This is a genomic window from Enterococcus plantarum (genome assembly GCF_001730295.1).
GTDB classification, from domain to species: domain Bacteria; phylum Bacillota; class Bacilli; order Lactobacillales; family Enterococcaceae; genus Enterococcus_L; species Enterococcus_L plantarum.
This window is the reverse complement of the sequence record NZ_MIKA01000001.1, coordinates 211,174-233,177: the sequence shown is the minus strand read 5'-3', so window position 1 is coordinate 233,177 and position 22,004 is coordinate 211,174. Positions and strand designations below refer to the sequence as shown.

General features: G+C 36.5%; 18 protein-coding genes. 2 read left to right on the top strand and 16 right to left on the bottom strand.

The window, feature by feature from the left end:
• Nucleotides 1-17 precede the first annotated feature (17 nt).
• The 9 genes from BCR22_RS01010 to BCR22_RS00970 all read right to left on the bottom strand — a co-directional run bounded on the left by BCR22_RS01010 (nucleotide 18) and on the right by BCR22_RS00970 (nucleotide 11,014).
• Entirely contained in the window at nucleotides 18-344 is a 327-nt protein-coding gene (locus BCR22_RS01010) for an AzlD domain-containing protein (RefSeq protein ID WP_069653138.1), read from the bottom strand.
• On the bottom strand, nucleotides 337-1,041 hold the full coding sequence (locus BCR22_RS01005; protein WP_069653137.1) for an AzlC family ABC transporter permease: 705 nt from the start codon (nucleotides 1,039-1,041) through the stop codon (nucleotides 337-339). The genes BCR22_RS01010 and BCR22_RS01005 overlap by 8 nt, the downstream gene beginning before the upstream one ends.
• Before the next feature lie 161 nt (nucleotides 1,042-1,202).
• Nucleotides 1,203-3,167, bottom strand: coding sequence for a cell division site-positioning protein MapZ family protein (locus tag BCR22_RS01000; RefSeq protein ID WP_069653136.1), 1,965 nt, complete (start codon nucleotides 3,165-3,167; stop codon nucleotides 1,203-1,205).
• 157 nt (nucleotides 3,168-3,324) lie between these two features.
• Nucleotides 3,325-4,431, bottom strand: a complete 1,107-nt coding sequence (rpoD, locus tag BCR22_RS00995) for an RNA polymerase sigma factor RpoD (RefSeq protein WP_069653135.1) — start codon at nucleotides 4,429-4,431, stop codon at nucleotides 3,325-3,327.
• Between the two features lie 70 nt (nucleotides 4,432-4,501).
• On the bottom strand, nucleotides 4,502-6,412 hold the full coding sequence (dnaG, locus tag BCR22_RS00990; RefSeq protein ID WP_069653134.1) for a DNA primase: 1,911 nt from the start codon (nucleotides 6,410-6,412) through the stop codon (nucleotides 4,502-4,504).
• Between the two features lie 292 nt (nucleotides 6,413-6,704).
• Nucleotides 6,705-7,592 (bottom strand): SPFH domain-containing protein, encoded by an 888-nt coding sequence (locus BCR22_RS00985; RefSeq protein ID WP_373681194.1) that lies wholly within the window; start codon nucleotides 7,590-7,592, stop codon nucleotides 6,705-6,707.
• Between the two features lie 52 nt (nucleotides 7,593-7,644).
• On the bottom strand, nucleotides 7,645-7,878 hold the full coding sequence (locus BCR22_RS00980) for a hypothetical protein (RefSeq protein WP_083241713.1): 234 nt from the start codon (nucleotides 7,876-7,878) through the stop codon (nucleotides 7,645-7,647).
• A gap of 38 nt (nucleotides 7,879-7,916) precedes the next feature.
• Entirely contained in the window at nucleotides 7,917-10,253 is a 2,337-nt protein-coding gene (locus BCR22_RS00975) for a cation-translocating P-type ATPase (RefSeq protein ID WP_069653132.1), read from the bottom strand.
• A 143-nt stretch (nucleotides 10,254-10,396) separates the two neighbouring features.
• Nucleotides 10,397-11,014: a lysozyme family protein gene (locus tag BCR22_RS00970; protein WP_069653131.1), complete on the bottom strand. Its 618-nt coding sequence runs from the start codon at nucleotides 11,012-11,014 to the stop codon at nucleotides 10,397-10,399.
• A 175-nt stretch (nucleotides 11,015-11,189) separates the two neighbouring features.
• Between BCR22_RS00970 and BCR22_RS00965 the strand changes: the two genes are divergently transcribed.
• Both BCR22_RS00965 and mprF read left to right on the top strand, forming a co-directional pair.
• Nucleotides 11,190-11,909, top strand: coding sequence for an alpha/beta fold hydrolase (locus BCR22_RS00965; protein WP_069653130.1), 720 nt, complete (start codon nucleotides 11,190-11,192; stop codon nucleotides 11,907-11,909).
• Nucleotides 11,910-11,919: 10 nt separating this feature from the next.
• Nucleotides 11,920-14,508, top strand: a complete 2,589-nt coding sequence (mprF, locus tag BCR22_RS00960; RefSeq protein ID WP_069653129.1) for a bifunctional lysylphosphatidylglycerol flippase/synthetase MprF — start codon at nucleotides 11,920-11,922, stop codon at nucleotides 14,506-14,508.
• Nucleotides 14,509-14,702: 194 nt separating this feature from the next.
• Here mprF and tuf read toward each other — a convergent pair whose 3' ends face one another.
• The 7 genes from tuf to BCR22_RS00925 all read right to left on the bottom strand — a co-directional run bounded on the left by tuf (nucleotide 14,703) and on the right by BCR22_RS00925 (nucleotide 22,004).
• Entirely contained in the window at nucleotides 14,703-15,890 is a 1,188-nt protein-coding gene (tuf, locus tag BCR22_RS00955) for an elongation factor Tu (RefSeq protein WP_069653128.1), read from the bottom strand.
• Nucleotides 15,891-16,229: 339 nt separating this feature from the next.
• Entirely contained in the window at nucleotides 16,230-16,418 is a 189-nt protein-coding gene (locus tag BCR22_RS00950) for a hypothetical protein (RefSeq protein ID WP_069653127.1), read from the bottom strand.
• Between the two features lie 207 nt (nucleotides 16,419-16,625).
• Nucleotides 16,626-18,608 (bottom strand): N-acetylglucosamine-specific PTS transporter subunit IIBC, encoded by a 1,983-nt coding sequence (gene nagE, locus BCR22_RS00945; protein ID WP_069653126.1) that lies wholly within the window; start codon nucleotides 18,606-18,608, stop codon nucleotides 16,626-16,628.
• A gap of 23 nt (nucleotides 18,609-18,631) precedes the next feature.
• Nucleotides 18,632-19,465, bottom strand: coding sequence for a PRD domain-containing protein (locus tag BCR22_RS00940; RefSeq protein WP_069653125.1), 834 nt, complete (start codon nucleotides 19,463-19,465; stop codon nucleotides 18,632-18,634).
• Between the two features lie 274 nt (nucleotides 19,466-19,739).
• Complete coding sequence (rpoE, locus tag BCR22_RS00935; protein ID WP_069653124.1) at nucleotides 19,740-20,372, bottom strand: DNA-directed RNA polymerase subunit delta; 633 nt, start codon at nucleotides 20,370-20,372, stop codon at nucleotides 19,740-19,742.
• 75 nt (nucleotides 20,373-20,447) lie between these two features.
• Nucleotides 20,448-20,882, bottom strand: a complete 435-nt coding sequence (locus BCR22_RS00930; protein ID WP_069653123.1) for a YwiB family protein — start codon at nucleotides 20,880-20,882, stop codon at nucleotides 20,448-20,450.
• Between the two features lie 174 nt (nucleotides 20,883-21,056).
• The gene (locus BCR22_RS00925; RefSeq protein WP_069653122.1) at nucleotides 21,057-22,004 is read right to left on the bottom strand and encodes a sugar-binding transcriptional regulator; all 948 of its coding nucleotides are present in this window, start codon (nucleotides 22,002-22,004) and stop codon (nucleotides 21,057-21,059) included.

The window sequence follows — 22,004 nt, the reverse complement described above, 5'->3', positions numbered from 1 at the left end:
TTTTCTCCTTCTGGCACTTAGCCTAAAAAAATACGTAATAGTGCAATCGTAACAATTCCTACTACAACTGTCTTCATCAAATCCTTTGTACGAATAGCAACAAGTAAAGTAGGAATACAACTTAACGCTTCTAACGTTTTTACTTTAGGAAAGCCTGTTGCCTGAACCTCTAAAATACTCTGAAATAAGAGTGCCGTCAAGATACAAATTGGAATATATGATAAAAAGCGAAGAAACCAATCCGGAAAATCTACTCGTTTTGAAATTAAAAAAGGAAAAATCCGTGGAATCCAAGTAACGATTGAACATCCTAAAATCGTCAGTAAAATATAATTGCTACTCATGATGATTCACCATCCCAAACGTACATCCTAAAAGTGTCGCGAATAAAACAGAAAGTTCTGGCGAAAAAAATCCCATAAATAAATATAGTGACAAACAAACTGTACCTAAAACAATCAGTGTTTCTTTCGTGTATTTCTTCATAGGTCCATCAACTTGTAAAATAAATAATCCTGCAAACATTGCGACTAGGGCGAAATCCAAGCCTAATAGATATGGGTCCGGAATCCACGTCCCCAACAAACCACCTACGATCGTTGACAGAATCCAAGTTAAGTAAGCAGTTATATTCAATCCGTGGGTCCAAGCGGAACTGACTCTATGGTTATTCGACAACGCTGTCATAAGTACACCATATGATTCATCTGTCAAGAGAGTTCCGATCCCGATACTTGTAATCAGAGGTTCTTTCTTAAAATAGGAAGCGACTGACATACTCATCAAAAAGTGACGTAAATTGACTAAAAAAGTCGTGAAAATAATGGCTGAAATCGGTGACTGGATTGCCAACATTCCACAAATGATGAATTGTGCTCCACCGGCATAAACTAAAATCGACATCAGCGCGATCTCAACAAGTGAAAGACCTACATTTTTACCAACTACCCCCACTGCAATACCAATACCCAAATACCCTAAAATTGTCGGTACGCAAGCATTTACACCTTCTCTAAAGGTTATATATTCTCTTTTTTCCATACATTTCTCCTTGTACTGAAATCAATCGTCATTGATTTTTTGATTTAATCCGGAAGGACAACGAAGGTTAAACAAACGTATTTATTCCGATTTAAAAGGTCTGAGATACAACTCAAAGAGTTATGTCTCAGACCCACCTTCCTTCTCAGAAAGCGTTATTTTTATCTTCCTGCGTTTCTTGATGCGTTTCCTTTGAACCAGCCAGTTTTTGCATTGATTGTGACTAGATACTGATTGTCTGATCCATATAAATTATAGTATCCTTCTCCATTAATGATTCTCGCTGGTTGTAAGGAATAGCCGCCTGCAGTGATATAGCCGCGTTCAATACAGGTCGCAATCACTTTTTCCTGAACACCAGGAGCCCAACTCCATGCAGGATTACTCATATCACTAACATCCGCTGCGTTGACTGAGTACACAGGATCCGTGTAAATACCCTGAGCGTTTGGAGATGAAAACGTATTTGAATCTGGCTGCACACCAGTCGTTGTTTCCGCATTATTCCCTTGGTCGTCCGTCGCAGCTGTTTCATTTGTTTCAGCTGGCGTTTGATTTACATATGCTTGTTGTTGTGAAGCAATCGCTGCTTCTGTATCCGTCAATAATTTATCCGCTTTGACCAACGTTTCGCTAAGTGGTTTACGGAGTGTGTCACTTTTTACTTTGTCCACTTCTGATTTTGCAGTAGCATAATTTTCTCTTGTCAAAGCATCAGTCAGTTCATTATTTTTATAAAATACATCAACTGCTGCTTTAGCTTTTTGTAATTGATCATATTGGCTCACAGCTTGATCTGTTGCTTGATTTAGCAATTGATCAAACGCATCTTTTTCTTCACGTTTACTAAGATCAACTTTTTTATCCGCTTTAATGGCTACATCTTTTAATTTGTTTCCATCAATGATTGGTTCAGCAAATAATTCGTTTACTTTTGTAATCGCAGCTTGTTTATCTGTGACTTTTTTATAAAGAGTCTCTAAATTTTTGTAACTGGAATCTTCTTTCAGTGTGTCTAAATTTTCCTTGATAGTCTTTGGCGCAACACTCACCATTTCTGGTTTCAAGAATAGTTGTTTGTCATCTGTAAAATAGCTTTTTAATTCTTTTTCAGTCTGTTCAGCTAATTTTTCTTGTTTTTGCGCGACTTGGGTGCCCGTTGACGATTTCTTTTGTGACTGACTATAGGCAAACCATGAGCCTCCTGCAAGTACAACAACTGCCGCTAAAATGATTGACATTTTTTTATAGTTTTTACCTGTTGTTGTGTTGACAGGCTCAGTTTTTATTTCTTTTGTTGGTGTTGCTTCGTCCAGAGGCTTCTTAAACTGATTTTTAGCAGATTTAGCTTCTTCTGAATCTTTAAAGAAAATAGGTGCTTCATCCATTTCAATCTCTTCAGGCTTTTTACTTTTTGATGGGATCTCGGATGTATCACTAGGCAAAGCTTTAGGGCCAATAGTTTTTGCTTCTGCAGAATTGTCTGCGGGTTTCGTAAATTTTGTAATTTCTTCTTTTGGTATCTGATTATTTACTTTTTCTGTCTCAGTATCCGTCGCTTCTGTTTTTTTATCTGACTCATTTGATTTCACTTCATCTTGTCCTTTGTCTTTTGATTTCGATTCTTCATCAATTGTTACAGATTCCTCTTCTAATTCTGATTTTCCATCGATTTCTACAGTCTTTTTTGTTTCAGTTGGTGCTTCCGAAATCGATTTATCATTTTTATGTTCATTGATGTACTGATCCAAAGCAGCAGTATTTACAAGTTCATCTGTTCTATTATCGGATGAATTAACGCTGTTTTCAGTTTCATCGCCCTTTTCATCTATCTTTTCTTTTTCATCATCAATGGATATTTCACTATTTTTTTCGTCCGGTTGTTGTTCATTAAACATTGTCATTACATGGCCAATACTCATATCTTTTAGTTCTGACCATTCAATATTTTCGTTTTCTTCTTTATTCAAAAAATTAGAAGTATCCTCTGTTTTTTTATCTTTGGTATTATTTTCTGGTTTTTTGTCTTCAATTATTTTTTTATCTTTAAAGGAATAACCACATTCGGGACAGACCTTTTCTTGATTGTCTAACTCTGTTCCGCAATTCGGACATTGTTTCGTCATTCATTCCGCCTCACATTCTACACATTCGTAAATCTAATCTACCATAAAATCACGTTTCTTCCAATATGTACTATCTAACTTTTTTGTTACGATTGTTAAAAACAGCCCTTTCCGAAAGAAATCGAAAAGAGCTGTTCAAATGTTTCAAAAAATCTTCTTATTCTAGAAAATCTTTTAATTGTTTAGAACGAGATGGATGGCGTAATTTGCGTAATGCTTTCGCTTCGATTTGACGAATCCGTTCGCGAGTCACACCAAACACTTTACCAACCTCTTCCAATGTTCTTGTACGACCATCGTCTAAACCAAAACGTAAACGTAGTACATTTTCTTCACGGTCAGTCAGGGTATCAAGTACATCTTCTAGTTGTTCTTTCAGCAATTCGTAAGCTGCATGTTCAGCAGGACTTGTTGCATCTTGATCTTCAATGAAATCCCCAAGATGAGAGTCATCTTCTTCACCAATTGGTGTTTCCAATGAAACTGGTTCTTGAGCAATTTTCAAGATTTCACGAACTTTTTCAGTTGGTAGGTCCATTTCTGCACCGATTTCTTCCGGTGTTGGTTCCCGACCAAGATCTTGCAGTAATTGACGTTGAATACGGATCAATTTATTGATTGTTTCAACCATATGCACAGGAATACGGATCGTTCTAGCTTGGTCAGCGATTGCACGAGTGATTGCTTGACGAATCCACCAAGTAGCATAAGTTGAAAACTTAAATCCTTTGCGATAATCAAATTTTTCAACGGCCTTCATTAGACCCATATTTCCTTCTTGAATCAAATCAAGAAATTGCATACCACGACCAACATAACGTTTTGCAATTGAAACAACTAATCGCAAGTTAGCTTCTGCTAAACGTTGTTTCGCTTCTTGGTCGCCTTCTTCGATTTTTAAAGCTAATTCTACTTCTTCTGCTGCCGTTAATAATTGAACACGTCCGATTTCTTTCAAATACATACGAACTGGGTCATTGATCTTAACACCAGTCGGGGCAGATAAATCTTCCATTTGGGCTTTTTCAGCAACTTTTTCGTCTTTTTTTAGACTATGTTCACTCGGATCACCATTTTCATCAACGACACTGATGCCAGCATCTTCAACTTTTTGGATCAGCTTTTCCATTTCATCGGCATTCAATGTAAATGGTGTTGCTAATGTGTTTGTTAAATCATCGTAAAAAACATTGCCTTTAGGCTTGTTTTCTTTGATAAAGGCTGCCAATGCAGCTGCATATTTTTTTTCTGTTTCTTTTTCCATGAAAGAAGGCCCCCTTCATTTTTCCATTCGGTTAAATATATAAATAATAGTCAAATACATCATCTAAAAATTAAGACAGTATACGACTTTTTTGCAATTGTTTGACTAGATTTATCACTTCAATCGATAGTTCATCTACTACCTGCTTATTCCCTAAACGTTCTGCTTCTTTTTTTTGCCGTTGTTTTTCTTTAATCTGATCTTCTAAGCTAGAATTTTCGATTACTCTTATAACATCGGCAATTTCACGATCCGAACTCTCTTCAGAAATTGTCTGTAAAGAAATATCAATCGCTAATTTCTTAATCGTTTCTTCCTTTAGATAATCAATAAAATCAGCAAGTAAAAACTCAGAATGAATACTCATGTAACTATCTAATAACAAGTAAAGCTCCTGGTAATGATCATGGGCAAAATTAAACTCTGGCAGCTGAACGACTTGATTTCTGACGCTTTGTTCATTCATTAAACGATACAACAATGTGCGCTCTGCTTTCTCTACTTGTGTCAACGGTAATTTATTTTCGACCGACGGAGGAGTAGTACTCTCTTCTAGCATCTCCGGTGGCTCCAACATATCGTCGATCTCGTAAATTTGTGGCGGTCGTGCTGTTTGTTGCTGGCGTTCCCTTCTCTTAGTAGAGCGTTGTTGCGTTTCTAGCTGCTTTAATTGCTCTTCTAGGGAATGAAATGATAACTGAAACTCTTGTGCTAACTGATTCAAATACCGATCTCGTTCTAATGGTGATTGCACCAAAAGCAATTCTTGCAGTAAATCATTCACATAATCCAGTTGTTCTTTTTCATTGTTCATATTGCGATTTAAACGATGGTAGTGCATTTTAAAACTAAAAACAGTTTCACGACCATGAAGTGCTAACTCGCGAAATGAATCGCTACCGTATTTTCTTAAATACTCATCTGGATCCAGTTTTTCAGGAATACTGACGATACTTAATTGAAAACGACTATGCTCACTCAACAAAGAAATAGCACGATTTGTCGCTTCTACTCCAGCTGTATCACCATCGTAACAAACCACAAGTTCTTTCGCTACACGTTCAAGTTTACGGATCTGTTCATTAGTCAAACTAGTCCCCATAGAAGCGACGCCACTCGTGATTCCTGCTTGCCAAGCTGCGATAACATCCATAAACCCTTCAAATAAAAAGACAGTATTTTCTTTTCTGATTTCTTTACGTGCTTTATCAAAGTTAAACAAGGTATCTCTTTTATTAAACAAATTAGTTTCCGGACTATTTAAATACTTCGGCATATCGTCCCCTGGAAAATCTTCTGTTTTAAGTAATCTTCCTGAAAAAGCTATTACATTCCCACGATCATCAGTGATTGGAAACATGACACGTTGGTAAAAACGATCCAAAAACTCACCATTGTCCCGTTGTATGAACAATCCAGACTCTTTGGATAACTGTTCTGCTACTTCTTCGTTTTGAAATACTTGGCTTAAAAAATCACGTTTTTGAGGAGCAAATCCAATTTTAAATGTTTCAATGAGCTCTTTAGTCAAACCACGCTCTATTAAATAATTTAACGCAGGTTCACCAATTTGCGTGTTCATCAAAACATGATGGTATAAATCCGCAGCTTTTTTATGCAGTTCGATCAATTTTCGATTCTGTACGTTTTCTGATGCCTCTGACTCCATTGTATTGACCCAGTCGATATTGACAGGTATTTGTTCTAATTCAGCCACTCTTCGTACGGACTCTGGAAAATTGATTCCTTCTATTTCCTGCAGAAAATTAAAAACAGTTCCACCTTTTCCACAGCCAAAGCAATGAAAAATTTGCTTGTCTTCTGCTACTGAAAATGAAGGGGAACGTTCTTCATGAAACGGACAAAGACCCATATAATTCTTACCGGATTTCTTCAATTGAACATATTGTCCAACCACATCAACAATATTCGTACGTTGTCTCACTTCCTCGATGACTTCTTGAGGAATTCTTTGTGCCACTGTTCTCACCTCCAAAATAGCAAAACGCTAATTTATGCGATAGTCAGTAAAAAAGCACTGAAAACTTCAGCGCGACTTTCAAAAGACACAATTACACATTTTTTATTGTATCATACTAAACATAATTTTCAAGTAAATTGCACTCTTATTTTCATAAACCTTGGATTTTATTAAAAAAGGTTTACATAAAATAAATATGGTAATCTGAATTAGTTTAAGAAAACAAAAAAACAGATAACGTTCATCTGCTTTTTCTGTCAATTTTGTAGATTACTCCACACCATATTTATAATTACTCTTTACTATCTTGTGCATCCCACAACTCTTTAACTACAGGAATATTCCCTAGTTCTGTCATGTTGCTTGGTAGGATAACTGTATTTGTGTCACTTCTAACAACTTGTTTAAATGCTTCTATTCCCAAATAAGCCAAGGCCTGTTCATTTAAGTCACTTTCCTTAATTGCTTGATTCAAGGCTAAAATGCGCTGTCTCTCAGCTTCTGTTGTTATACGAATTCTTTCTGCTTCAGCATCCGCATCAATCTTTGTTCGTTCAGCACGTGCTTCGGCATCAATTTTCGTTTGTTTTGCACGCGCTTCAGCATCGATCTGCATTTGCGATGCATTCGCTTCAGAGTCTAATATAATGGATTGTTTTCTACCCTCTGAAATTGTAATCGTCGACTCTTTATCACGACTGGCTGTAATCAATTTATTCATTGAGTTAACAATTTCATCGGATACTGAAATTTCACCGATATTAATACGGTCAATCGATAATCCGTAACCTGCTGTAATATCTTTGACGCTTTCAAATAAGCTTACGTTAATCTCTTCTGTTCCATTAAGCACTTCATTCAAGTCCATTTTCCCGATGATTCCACGTAGATTTGACTGACAATCTTGAATCATAGATGTAACAGAATCTTCATTATCATAAACAAATGCACGAACATCCGTCACATGATATTTGATTGCTTCATCAACCTCTACGATTACGTTATCACGAGTAATCACACTTTGTGATTCGATTTCCAAAGGCGTTTGTTTCAATGACACTTTGCCTCTTACCTTGTAGAGTACCGGAATTAGAAAATGTAATCCAGGATCGATTGTTTTAACATATTTACCAAAACTTTCAACGATTTTTACTTCACCTTGCTGGACAATGATCACCATTTTTGAAATAAGAACCAAAATTAGAACAAGAATAATCATAAAAATTAGAATATTAAGGATTATCAATATAATTCACATCACTTTCGAATAAGTAGTTGTTTACAGTTACAAATAATTCGGTACTTGAAAATTCCACGACTTCCAACATCGCCCCCTTTTCAGGGATGCCGTTTATTACACGATACATGTATGGACTGCCGTAGATTCGGATGACGCCGTTAAAATTATCTGTTTGGGACCGAAAACATTTTCCGATAGTCTTGCGCATTTGATATTCTCCGCTCATAAATACCTCTCCCTATTTTTCACACTTTTTACTCCATTTTAAAGATCTTTAATGGTTTTTCCTGCACGTTTCATTTGGAAAAGACCAATCACGATTCGAACAATAATATTAATAAGCATCATTACTGCAAAAATCGGTAATGTCTGATGATTTAAGAATCCTACTTCTAAAATGCTGTGAAACAGCATCGCAGCGACATAAATACCTCCAACAGTTGTAACAGCTAGGAAAATTCTTAATGGATTAAATGGCAAACACGCACGAACAACCGCCATACAACTGATACCGATCAATAAGTAATACATTAATGTCGTTGTCTCCATTTGCGTAAAATCCTGGTTTTGTCCCATCAAATAAACCGCAACGATATTTAATACGACTAAAACCGCATTAACAGATGCATTTCTCAATGCCGTCGGTAAGAATTTACCTCGTACTTTTCGTTTATCACTTTCAAATGATAAGAAGAATGCAGGATACCCTTCGATTGCCAGATCGATCAATGTGATTTGAATTGGGATGAAAGGAAATGCAATTGTCGTAAACACACAAATCATTGATAGAATAAATGAATAGATTGTTTTAATAAAAAATACACTTGCAACTTTCGTGACATTGTTCACAACACGTCTACCTTCAAACAATACATCTGGCAATGTTGTGAAATCAGAGTCTAACAATACTAAATTTGAAATCTGTCTAGTTGCGCCGTCCCCTTCTGCCATCGCAATACTGCAATCCGCTTCTCTTAAAGCGAGAACATCATTAACGCCATCCCCTGTCATTGCGACAACATGACCATTATCTTTTAATTCACGAACGATCGTCCGTTTTTGTTGAGGTGTCACTCGACCAAAAACAGTGTAATCATGAACAGCTCGGCGTATATCTGCTTCTGTTTCCATCGTTGACATATCAATATAAGACTCATAGCCGAATAATCCAGCACGACGAGCAATATTAGAAACTGTTACAGGGTTATCTCCAGATATAACTTTTAAGTCGATCCCTTCTTCACGTAAATATGCTAACGTTTCATTGGCATTTTGACGAATTGGATCATCGATTTCTAAAACAGCTAATGGTTCTAAATAGGGCATATTCTCTTCGTCCAATGGCATGTTTTCCGCAATTCCCAACATCAACACACGGTAACCATTCTCTTGTGCTTCAATCACTTCTTTTGGCAAACGGTCAACTGCGACTAGTTTTTCAGGCGCCCCAAGATAAACAGTCCCTAATTCGTTAAACTCGATTGCACCCCATTTTCTTTCAGATGAAAACGGTAAAGTCTTGACGGCACCAAAACGATTGGACAATTCAAAATGATCTCGAATGGCCTGCATCGTAATATTGTTGTCTGTACTTTCAGCTAGATAACTACCGATAATTTGTGGGAAATTCTCACGATAGTTTGCATGTAAAACTTCAACCTTTTGAACCTTCATTTTCCCTTCAGTGATCGTTCCCGTCTTATCCAGACAGAGTGTATCAACATGAGCTAATGTTTCAATTGAATACATATCTTGAACAAGAATACGTTTTTTGGCTAATTTTACAACGCCTGTCGTTAGCGTGATACTGATCAATAGTACCAGCCCTTTTGGCAACATTCCAAGTAAAGCGGCGGCTGATGCAACTACTGACGCTTCTATACCAGAGTCACGAATCATAAAGCCTTCTATAAATAAAATGATCCCCAAAGGAATAATCACTAAACTCGTAAATTTAGAGACTTTTCGAATTGAATTGACCAATTCAGACTGGATTGGTTTGTGGACTTTGGCTTCTGCGGTAATCTTGACCGCATAATTATCGGCCCCAACATGGATCACTTTCCCATATACTTGACCACTTGCTAGAAAACTACCAGATAACAAAATATCTCCCTCAGTTTTCTCAATCAGATCTGATTCACCAGTCAATAGAGCTTCATTGGCTTCGGCTTTCCCATCCAACACTTCCATATCAGAAGGAACTTGCTCTCCAGCAGAAATCACAACAAGATCATCCATCACTAATTCTTTGGTATCGATTTCTATCTCTTTGCCATCACGAATCACATGCACGCTTTCTTTAGCTACAATCGATAATTTCTGCACTAAATTTCTAGCATGGATTTCTTGATAAATTCCCATCCCCATATTTACTAAAATAATCGCTAAAAATGCTAAATTGGAATAGGCTCCAACAAAAAGCAGACAAAGTGCGATGCCAAAGTTTAAAAAGTTAAACAATGTCATGACGTTATCGTAAACAATGTCCTTAGTTGATTTAGCGACATTTTCTTCATAGTCATTTTGTAGTCCTTGCTTTTTTCGTTCCTCAACCTCTAGTTGAGTCAATCCTTGTTTCAGATCAAACTTATTTGTCATGGATTCGGTTCCCTACTTTCTCCTTGTTAAAAATACATCCTCTTTAGTTTACTTGTTAATAGAAAGAACTTCAAGAAAATCCTTAAGAATTCGCACTTTTTAGTAGACGATATTCTTAAGGATCATTCTTTTTGGTATTTAAATTACTTTAGCCACTTTATAAACTGCTCATTCATCCTAACGATATCAGCATAAAACATATTGCCACCGTTACTGTATAGAAATCCACCATTATAAACAAGCGCCTGTGGACGATAGTAACGATACGTTTTTTGTTCTGTATTCCCTAATAAAGGAGACAATACTTCCTTTGAGTATTCTTCTGCTAAACGAATCGAATTTTTACCACCACGTTCTTTTACAAATGAAATGTAATCTAAGCCAAAGTTATAGGCTTGTACTGCTGTCCATATGTCACAGCCAGCCTCATTGGCTTGATTGATTGACTGGGCTAAAAAAGCCACTCCTGCATCAATGCTTTCTTTAGTCGTTCCAATCATTTGTCGTTTGCCATACGCGCTTTCACTGCTTTGCATCAAATCCTCCGTACGGCCTTTTGATTCCGTGTAAATAATTGCTAATACTAAGTTTTTGTATTCGGGAATATTGTTCTCTTTTACTGCTTGTTCTACTTCAGCTTCGTAAGTCGTCACTTGCTGAACATTTTGGCGAATCTTATAACCAAAGTATCCTAACCCAACAATTAGTAAGAGAACTAGCAATAGTACTATTCTTTTTGTGAGTTTCATCAATTTGCCCATTTTATCATCCAAACTTTTTGTGAGTAGATTTTATCATACTTTATTATGTAAAAAAAATCTAAAAAAAGACTAATTCTTTATTATTCTTTAATAAAGTACTCGAAATCATTTTATTCGTTTCAGTTTGAAATATGAGCAGAAACCGATATACTAAGAATAATAAGGTGGTAACGGTATGGAAAAACAAAAACGAACGCTAGTCACAGCAGATAATAGTCTGATTTATTATGAAATATCTGGCAAAGGATTTCCTTTATTTCTTCTTCATGGGAATGGCGGTAGCGGTGACTATTTTGAAAAACAAGTACCTGAGTTTAGTCGCTATTTCACAGTGTTCACTATTGATAGTCGTGGACATGCACGCTCAACGAACACTAGCAATAAACTGACATTTGATCAGATGGCTGAAGACCTATATTCTGTCATGGAACAAGAGCAGGTTGTCAAAGCGAACATTATTGGCTTTAGTGATGGCGCTAATTTGGCAATGGTTTTCACTAAAAAATATCCTGAAAAGATACACCGTTTAGTACTAAACGCTGGAAATACCGTAGTAAGTGGCGTCTATTCCCCTATAAGGATAGCGACAACAATACACTATATTTTCCTGAAATTTGTTGCCTTATTTAATGACAAAGCCTATAAGAAGCTCCAAACTGTTTGTTTAATGATGCGTGATATCGGCGTTTCTAAATCAGATTTACAGCAGTTCTCTGCAAAAACCTTAGTTATTGTGGGAAAATATGATATCATCAAACGAGCCCATTCACTTTATCTAGCAAAAGAAATACCAAACGCTTCATTTGTTTTGGTACCAAAGCAAGGACATTCCTTTGCGAAAAAAGACCCTGAAACATTCAATCAAGAAATTTTAACATTCTTACAAGAAAAGTAGGTGCTATTAAATGAAAAAAATGCTTCAATGGATCAAAGATCATGCTAGTTACTTTAAAACCATCTTTATTTTTTCAGTAGTGATAATTGTTTTTAGAGAATTACTTTCTATAGGAAAAACAATTTCTTTCGATCAACTCGCTGATATTTTTCAAGATCTTGCGCTGTGGAAAATCGGATTGATGTTGTTGATTGGACTAATCGCTGTCTTTCCAATGATCGGTTATGATGTGATTCTCAACAGAATACTAGAACAAAAACCGAAAAAGTCCTTTCTCATAGAAACGAGTTGGATGATCAATACTATCAATAATATCGCTGGGTTTGGTGGATTAGTCAGTGTCGGTTTACGGTCAGAATTTTACGGAAAAGAAAAAGATGGCAAAAAGGTCGTTAGAGCCTTGTCGAAAATCTTGATTTTTCTTATGTCTGGTTTATCAATCTATAGTCTGATTGCTTTTCTCTTAGTCCTGTTTGGTCATACAAATGATTACTTGCAACAATATTGGATTTGGCTGATAGGTGGCAGCTTATACTTTCCAGTTATTTTGATTACAAGTCTGATCAAAAAAGATGAGTATATTGGAGATATCGACAATAAAACACGTATCGGCCTTATTTTAACGTCCTTCTTAGAATGGACAGGAGTTTTAGGCAGTTTTTTATTAATCGGTCAATTAATGGGCGTTCATTTAAATCCACTTCAAATTATTCCGCTATTCATTGCGGCGTCTGTCATCGGGATCGTCTCTATGATTCCAGGTGAATTGGGTAGTTTTGATATCATGATGATTGTTGGGTTATCGGCTTTAGGTGTCAACCGAGAAGTGGTGATTGCTTGGATACTACTCTATCGTCTATTTTATTACATTGTACCATTTATGATTGGGATTCTCTTCTTTATAAAAAATCTAAGCCATAGTTTAAATACTCGTTATTCTGGTATTCCCAGAGAATTATCAACTGAATTAGCACACAAATTTGTCGTTTTTCTCATGTACTTTTCAGGGATCATGATTGTTCTTTCTGCTACAATACCCGAAGCCTTTAGCCAATTTGATTGGTTGAAAAAATTAAACCCACTTTCGTTTCATATTATCACGCAACTTCCTGCTATTTTATTAGGATTTCTATTGCTGATCATGGGACGAGGTATTGCGGCCAGAGTCAAACGGGCATATTTACCGACAATCGTGTTAATAGTCATCACATTAGTTTATACGTTTATCAAAGATTTTAGCTGGGGTGTTATTGTTTTTCTAGGCCTTCTGCTAATCATAATCATTTTTTCAAAACGAGAACTATTCAGAGAACAGTTAGTCTATTCTTGGGAAATGATCACTGTAGATGGAATTATTTTTCTAGCGTTAACGATTTTATATGTTGTGATTGGTGTTTATAATTTACCAACATTCCCTCACCATAAGCATCACTTTATTTCGTTCTTTTTCTTTCCGTCAGAAAAAATTTGGTTTTCCGGCTTGATCGGCATTCTGCTGGTAACATTATTTAGTTACCTTTTCATTCGATATCTTGAAGGGAAACGACATAAAATGGGCATGCAATTAGACGAAGAACGTGCCCTTGCTCTTTTGAATACTTATGGTGGTAATACGGATAGTCAGCTGATTTTCCTTAAAGACAAGGATATGTATATCTACACAGATCAAACTGGTGAAGATACGGTGATGTTACAATTTAAAACACTTAATAATAAGTGTGTCATCATGGGTGATCCTTCCGGGAAAAAAGAAGACTTTTCAGTAGCGATGGAACAGTTCATTAATGAAGCAGACCGCTGGGGTTATCTACCAGTTTTTTATGAAACTTCTGAAGAAATCGTAATGTTCTTACACGAATTTGGTTATGACTTCATAAAAATGGGCGAAGAAGCGCATGTCGACTTACCGAATTTCACATTATCAGGGAAAAAGATGAAAAGCGAGCGAGCTGTTATGAATCGTTTTGCAAAAGAAAATTACCGATTCGAAGTATTGCAGCCACCCTTTTCCAAAGAATTGATGTTGGAATTAAAACAAGTTTCAGATGAATGGTTAGGCAGTCGAAAAGAAAAAGGCTTCTCGTTAGGCTTTTTCTCTGAAAGTTATTTGCAACGAGGACAACTGGCCGTTACGAAAAATCAAGAGGATCAAATTGTCGCTTTTGCCAATATCATACCGACTTACACCAAAGAAGAAGGTACGATCGATTTGATGAGATACAGTAAACAAGCTCCTTCCGGTGTGATGGATTACCTCTTTATTTCATTATTCAATTATATGAAGGATGAAGGGTTTACTTATTTTAATCTCGGTATGGCACCATTATCGAATGTTGGAACATCTAGAAAAAGCTTCTTTCAAGAACGAATTGCTTATCTAGTCTACGAATTTGGGTCACGCTTTTACTCTTTCCAAGGATTGCGTGATTACAAAAATAAGTATGCTTCTGAATGGATATCTAGATATACACTTTACTCAAGAAAAAGTTTTATCGCTTATGTGATGATTGCTTTATTGATCATAGATAATGCCCCGATTGAAAAACAAAAGAAAATACACGGGGTTCGTCGGATTCTTAGAAATAGGTATCAACGATAAATGAATAAGAGGAGAGCTGAAATCATTCCGGCTCTCCTCTTATTTTGTCACTAGTTCAAATTCGCCATTCAGACATGCTGTTCCCGGAATACTGACTTTGTGTGCTCCGTTGACGTCCCTCATAACTTGAAATGGAACAGTGCCTTCTCTTTTAACATGCCATTCCTTAAAATAATTATCGTCATCCGTTTTTGCTATTTTTCTATTTCGGTGACCATACCAGATCCAACAGTCCGTCCGCCTTCACGAATAGAAAATGTTGTTCCTTGCTCAACTGCGATTGGATGGATCAATTCAACATCAATTGTTATATTGTCTCCTGGCATCACCATTTCAATTCCCTCTGGTAATTCAACCACTCCTGTTACATCCGTTGTCCGGAAATAAAATTGTGGGCGGTAATTTGTGAAGAATGGTGTGTGTCTTCCACCTTCTTCTTTTGTTAAAACATACACTTCCGCAATAAATTTTGTGTGTGGAGTGATAGAACCAGGTTTTGCGATAACTTGTCCACGTTCAATTTCATCACGAGTAATTCCTCTCAAAAGAACACCAACATTATCTCCAGCCTCACCATAGTCTAACGTTTTTCGGAACATTTCAATTCCTGTTACCACGGCTTTTTGCGTAGTTGGTTTTATACCGACAATTTCGATTTCATCCCCAACACTTACTTTCCCTCGATCGATCCGTCCAGATGCAACTGTACCGCGACCAGTGATTGAAAAAATATCTTCCACAGGCAATAACAATGGTTTATCTGTATCTCTTTCTGGAGTAGGAATATAGTTATCCACCGTATCCATCAACTCGATGATTGCAGCTTCTGCAGTAGAATCACCTTGTAAAGCTTTTAAAGCAGAACCTTTGATGATTGGCGTGTCATCTCCTGGAAAATTGTATTCATTTAGCAATTCACGAACTTCCATTTCAACAAGATCGATTAATTCTTCATCATCAACTAAATCTATTTTATTAAGGAACACAATCAAATGTTTTACCCCTACTTGGCGTGATAAAAGAATATGTTCTCTTGTTTGTGGCATAGGGCCATCTGTTGCTGATACTACCAAAATGGCACCGTCCATTTGTGCCGCACCTGTGATCATGTTTTTAACATAGTCAGCGTGACCTGGTGCATCAATATGAGCATAGTGACGAGCCTCTGTTTCATATTCGACATGCGAGGTATTGATTGTAATGCCACGTTCACGTTCTTCTGGAGCTGCATCAATACTATCATAGTCTTGTGGGTTTGCTAGGCCTTTTTTTCCTAGTACTGTTGTGATTGCAGCAGTCAATGTAGTCTTTCCGTGATCGACATGTCCGATCGTGCCGATGTTTACATGTGGTTTACTTCTGTCATATTGTTGTTTTGCCATTTTACAAACCTCCTATTTTGTTTAAAGATACAGTGGAAAGTCAATCGATAATTGACCATCCCTGACCTTTATAGTGCTATTATATTCCTTTTAAAAGAATTCACAAGTTATTTGCTTACTATTTATAAGTAAAAAAAACAATGGGAAAAAATAGCCTGGGACATAACTAAAAAGGTTATGTTTCAGGCTATTAGTGACCGAATAAACGGTGGGCGCAGAAGCAACTCCTTCGGAAATAAGCCGAAATTCACAAAAATTTGAAGAGTAATTTTTGTGAATTCCTTCTTATTTTTCGGAGTTAAACACTTCTGTCCCAACCTATTCTACTTATTCTAGTGTTTATTTCTTATAAAACTGATCCATCTTTTTCTCAACGATTTCACCACACACATTCGCAAACTCAGCGGATAATCGGCGAAGCTCTATACTATCAGCTAATGATAGATCTTTGATTTGAGATTTTTGAATTAACGTCAATAATTGTGCTGTATTTTCTTTCATAACAGTATCACCTTCATTCGCTATCAATCACTTACTCCTATTAACTAGAGAGTATTCACTTAACTATATAATTTTCCAAACACTTTTTAGTATCAATTTTATTTATTTTAAAAATGATCGCGCTATTTTAAAAAAAATAATAAAAATACTAATACATTAACCCTATCATAGAAAAATAATATTGCAACAATAGAAAAAAACTATCCAAGGGAAATACCTTGAATAGTTTTTTATTTATTTTACAGTTACGTTACCAATTGACTCACTAGCAGAAACTGTTTGATTTGCGTTCGTTAGAACATAGCTTTCAACAACATCTTGATTTGTGAACACAACAATCAAATCAGATTTTTTACCAGCAGCTTCTAAAGCTACTAAATCAATTGTTGCGATTTTATCGCCTTGTTTCAATACTTGACCTTCTTCAACGTGTAAAGTAAAGGGAGCACCTTTTAGCTCAACTGTATCTAATCCCATGTGTAACAATACTTCAATACCAGAATCTGTTTGGATTCCTAAAGCATGTTTTGTTGGAAAAATACTTGTGATTTTACCTGAAACAGGTGTTGTTACTTCACCATCCGTTGGGATAACAGCAAAACCGTCTCCCATCATTTTAGCTGAGAAAACATCATCTTGAACTTCTGAAATTGGAATGGATTTTCCGTTTGCAACAGCATATAATTCAGTTTCTTTTGCAGTTGCTTTTGGTGCTTCTGTTTTTACTTCAGGCTTTTTTACAGTTTCACTTGCAACAGGAGTTGCGCCATTGCGGATTTTATTCATTTCGTCTGCTACAAATTGCACTTCTGTCCCAACGATTACTTGAATATTTGTATCATCAATTACTTTCACACCAGGAACGCCTGTTGCTTTGATCTTTGCTTGATCAACTTTGCCAGTATCGCTAACAGTCAAACGTAAACGAGTTGTACAGTTATCGATTGATGTAACGTTAGCATCCCCACCAAGTCCTTGGTAAATTTTACTAGCTAAAACTGCAAATTTATTATCGCCAGTTGTATCGATATCAGGTGTCTCTTCGCCGTCACCTTCTTCACGACCAGGAGTCATCAAGTTAAATTTTTTGATGGCAAAATCAAATACAAAGAAGTATAGAACGGCCATAACTAACCCTTGAACAATCAACATATAAGGTTGATTGGCAATCGGATTACGTAAGCTTAACACAAAATCGACTAAACCAGCACTGAAAGCAAAACCTGCTGTCCAGTGGAAGAATGCAGAAATGAATAAAGAAATCCCAGTCAAAATTGCATGTAAAACGTATAATGGCCATGCTACGAACATGAATGAAAATTCTAATGGTTCAGTGATACCAGTAAAGAAAGAAGCAAATGCTGCTGCAATCATCAATGATGCAGTTGCTTTTTTCTTTTCTGGACGTGCGTTGCGGTAAATTGCATAAGCGCCTGCCGGCAACCCAAACATCATCATTGGGAAGAAACCAGCTTGGTACATCCCTGTGATTCCTTTTTCGCCAGTACCAGATAAGAAATTGCCGATATCGTTGATACCTGCTACGTCAAACCAGAATACTGAGTTTAATGCATGGTGTAAGCCAGTTGGGATCAATAAACGGTTAAAGAATCCATAAAGACCAGCACCTACCGCACCTAATTTAGAAATAGACTCACCAAAAGTCACTAAACCAGAGAAAACAATTGGCCACAAGAAGAACAACACGCCTGAAGCGACTAACATTGCTAAGGCTGTCATAATTGGAACTAGTCGTTTACCACTAAAGAAGGATAAAGCCATCGGTAATTTCACTTGGCTAAATCGATTGTACATTGATGCAGCGATTAGCCCAGATAAAATCCCGATAAATGCATTACTAATTTTAGCAAAAGAAGGATCCACTTGTTCAACTGGGATACCTTTCATTGCGCCAACTGCCGCAGTTGAAAGTAACGTTGTTACAACTAAAAACGCAACAAGTCCACTAAGTGCTGCAGCCCCATCTTTATCTTTAGACATACCTAATGCTAAACCTACCGCGAATAAAACAGGTAGATTGTCTATAATTGCGCCACCAGCTTTAACTAAAAAGACAGATAGAAAATTTGGATCACCTAAACCTGTCATTACGTTTGGATCGATCCAATACCCAATACCCATTAAAATTGCTGCAGCTGGCAATACCGCTACAGGAAGCATCAACGAGCGTCCCATTCTTTGCATATACGCTTTCATTTTTTTCTCTCTCTCCTTGTCTGTTATTTGATCATCTTCAGCCGTTCGATATGAATAGCAAGATAACCCAATTCTTCATTTGGTACTTGGTAGTGAAAATTTCTCATTAACAAAACTTGAACTTTTTTCGATATTTCGTAACTTTCTGCGTATTTTTTACGCACAACATCCAAAATTTCATCGTCCAAAACCGCATACTGACTTTGCTGAAAACGGTGAATAAACAAGCGTAGATGATTGACTAGCCGTGAATAGCTTAAGCTCATCTTTTCATCATGAATATTAATTCCTAATTCTTGCTCGATTAAATGAATAATTTCTGAAACAATAGTGACTTCACGAATACTTTTACTGTTATCCGTTCGACCACTGCGAGCACTGTGAATATGGATTGCGATATACCCTGCTTCATCATAACTAAACGGAATGCCTAATGTTTGCGTCAAATAATCCACTGCCCATTGTGCAATTGAGAATTCTTCACTATAAAGAATTTCAATTTCATTCAAAAGCTTATTTCTTACAATAATATTATTTTGGATATTCTCTGCAGCAAATGCAATGTGATCACTTAAACCAATATTGATATGTTCATTCAATTTTTCACCCAAGATCGTTTCAGCATGAGCAATGATTTCTTCCGTGACAAAAAAATATTTTTCATCGATTTGCGATAATAAAACTTGAAGCTTTCTCAAGCCATCAGGTTCCATTACAAACATTCTTTCTACTTGTTGCGGGAATAACAAATCATTTTTCTTTTTGTTAAATCCCACGCCTTTACCAACCGCGACTTTTTCCTGTCCAGCGTCAATGACGAGCACAGCATTTTGATTAAGCACCTTTTTGATTTTCATAAACATTCCTCTTCTGCAGAAGTAAATTGTTCGCCATCTTATGCCAAGACAACAAAAAAAGCATAGAACAATCCCGTCAAAATATGAGTATATCATATTTTTTTTGAAATTCTTCCATGCCTAGTATTATCTAGTCACATGAAAACGCTATTCATTTTTGTTAACAGACATAGTTTACAAAGATATAGACCATTTGTCAATCATTTTCATTCATTTTTTCTATTTAACTAAAAAACGAATGTCCTCATTATGAGAACACTCGTCAATTGAGACATTATGCTTCCTCTTCAGGATCCACATATTCGTCTTCATCATCAAAATCATCATCTACATCATCTTCATCAATGATTGTAAGATCTTCTTCAATTCCTGGCAATTCTTCTTCCTCATCATCAGAATCCGCACCGATTTCTTGAAGATCTGAGTTATACGCTTTAATCTCTTCGTCTTCTTCATCGTCATCATCATCGTAAAGAATATCGTCGTCATCTTCATCCGTAAGTTCAGCATCTTCCGGATCATCATCGTTGTAGTCGATCACATCTTCATCATTAGCATCAATAATGAAAGCATTGACTTTCTTACGTTTTCTACGGCGTGGTTTGTCTTCTTCGTCTTCTTCTAAACCGTGTGTTACTTCTTCGTCAATAGAATCGATTGGATACCATGAGCGCAAGCCCCAACGGTTATCTCCAAGAGAGATAAAACTGCCATCAATATTTAAGTCAGTATAAAATTGTGCTAAAGAGTCACGAATTTCGCTGTCAGATTTTCCAAGATAATTTTGAATTTGGTTTACTAAATCAGAGAAGTCCATCACATCTTCACGTTGTTCTAAAATTGCGTGCGCAACTTCTATCATGGATAATTCATCTTTGTTCAACCCGTCAAATACATTAATTTCCAAACGGTACACGTCCTTTCACAGTCTACTCCTTATCATACAAAAACATGAAGAAAAAATCAATTGATTATTACATAATTATGCTGTAAATTCTAGTTCCAAATGATATTCCCCAATTTTTTCGGTTTGAGAATACAAATCATAATCGATCAAAATGCTTCCTGCAACCGGTTGATCTTTGAGGCTGAAGCGCAAATTACGTGTAAATGTCGTAATTTGAAATAAACCATAAGGAGTTTTATAACTAGTATCTAAGCGTTCTTGATAAGCAAATTTTAGCCGCATTCTAAGACCACCGGCACGGATCAATTGAATTTTTCCATCGGGTTCAACTTTGATTGTTACAGGAACAGCCTCTCCTTCTTCTTGCTCTTCTTTATAACGAATATATAAAGTATCGCCAATTTTCACGATTTGACCATCCAAATCAAAATAAAAGTTTTTCTTTTCACCCGCTTGATCGACTACCGTCTTCAACTGAATCGATACGGGGGTTCCTTGTGATAAATCCATTAAAAGCACTCTCCTTCATTAAAAGCATATTAGACTCATTCAGTCTCGTGTCACGCTTTTTGTCACGTTCTATTTTTAATTTTTTCGACAAACTAGCCTGCAAAGCCAAATAAATTTAAAAGCTAAATTACTTAGCATATGAATTTGGATTACATAAAAGCTTAATATACTAGTCTATCTGGCAATCAATGCTTCAGCAATCTTTTGATCAATAATTAAAATAGTGCAACACTTACCAAGTAATAGTGGCTGAATACTGTCAACTTTCTCTTCACCACAACCAATAACCATTACTTCTGGTATGTTCACTAAATCTTCCACTTTGATTCCTAGCATCCGCTTACTTATTTCATTGTTCACTGTTTGGCCATTTTTGTCAAATAAGGAAGCTACTGCATCGCCTTTGACTCCTGTTTTACTTATGATTTGCAATTCCTTTGTTCCGATATAGCCAAGACGTTTCCAGGTTGAGCTCTGATTAGGGTTCCCTACTCCAATTATTGCTAAATCAACTTTTTTTACTTGTTCTAACGCCTGTCCAACTAGTTGCGATTGGTTTAAGATATTGGCCAACTCTATACTCTCCGCTAAAGCAGGCGCATAAAAATATTGGCAACGACTATTTAGTTTTTCCGCTAATCGAAAGACTAAATGATTTGTATCGAAATAAAGATGCTCACTGGACACTCCACCAACTAACGGTGAAACGTTGATGGTTGGAAAGGACTGATACGGCATCTCATCAATCAAGTCAGCTAATGTCGTCCCCCAAGATAGTCCGATATCCATTTCAGGCTTTAAACGTTCCTTAAGATAGTAAGCAGCTGTCCTGCTCACTTCTTTTTTTACAATTTCGTGTTGTTTTTGCTCATTTGTAGGGATTACGATCACATCATCAAGCTGATACTTTTTTTCTAAGCGCAAGCCAAGTTGTACTGCATAAGCAGACTCATCTTTAATCGAAATTGAAACAATTCCTGATTCTTTAGCCTGTTGTAACATTTTTGAAATAACCGGTCTTGAAATCCCCATTTTTTTTGCAATTATGGCTTGAGTTAGACCTTGCTCGTAGTACATCGTCACAATTTTCAACATTTTTCTGTGATTTTCACTTATCTTCAT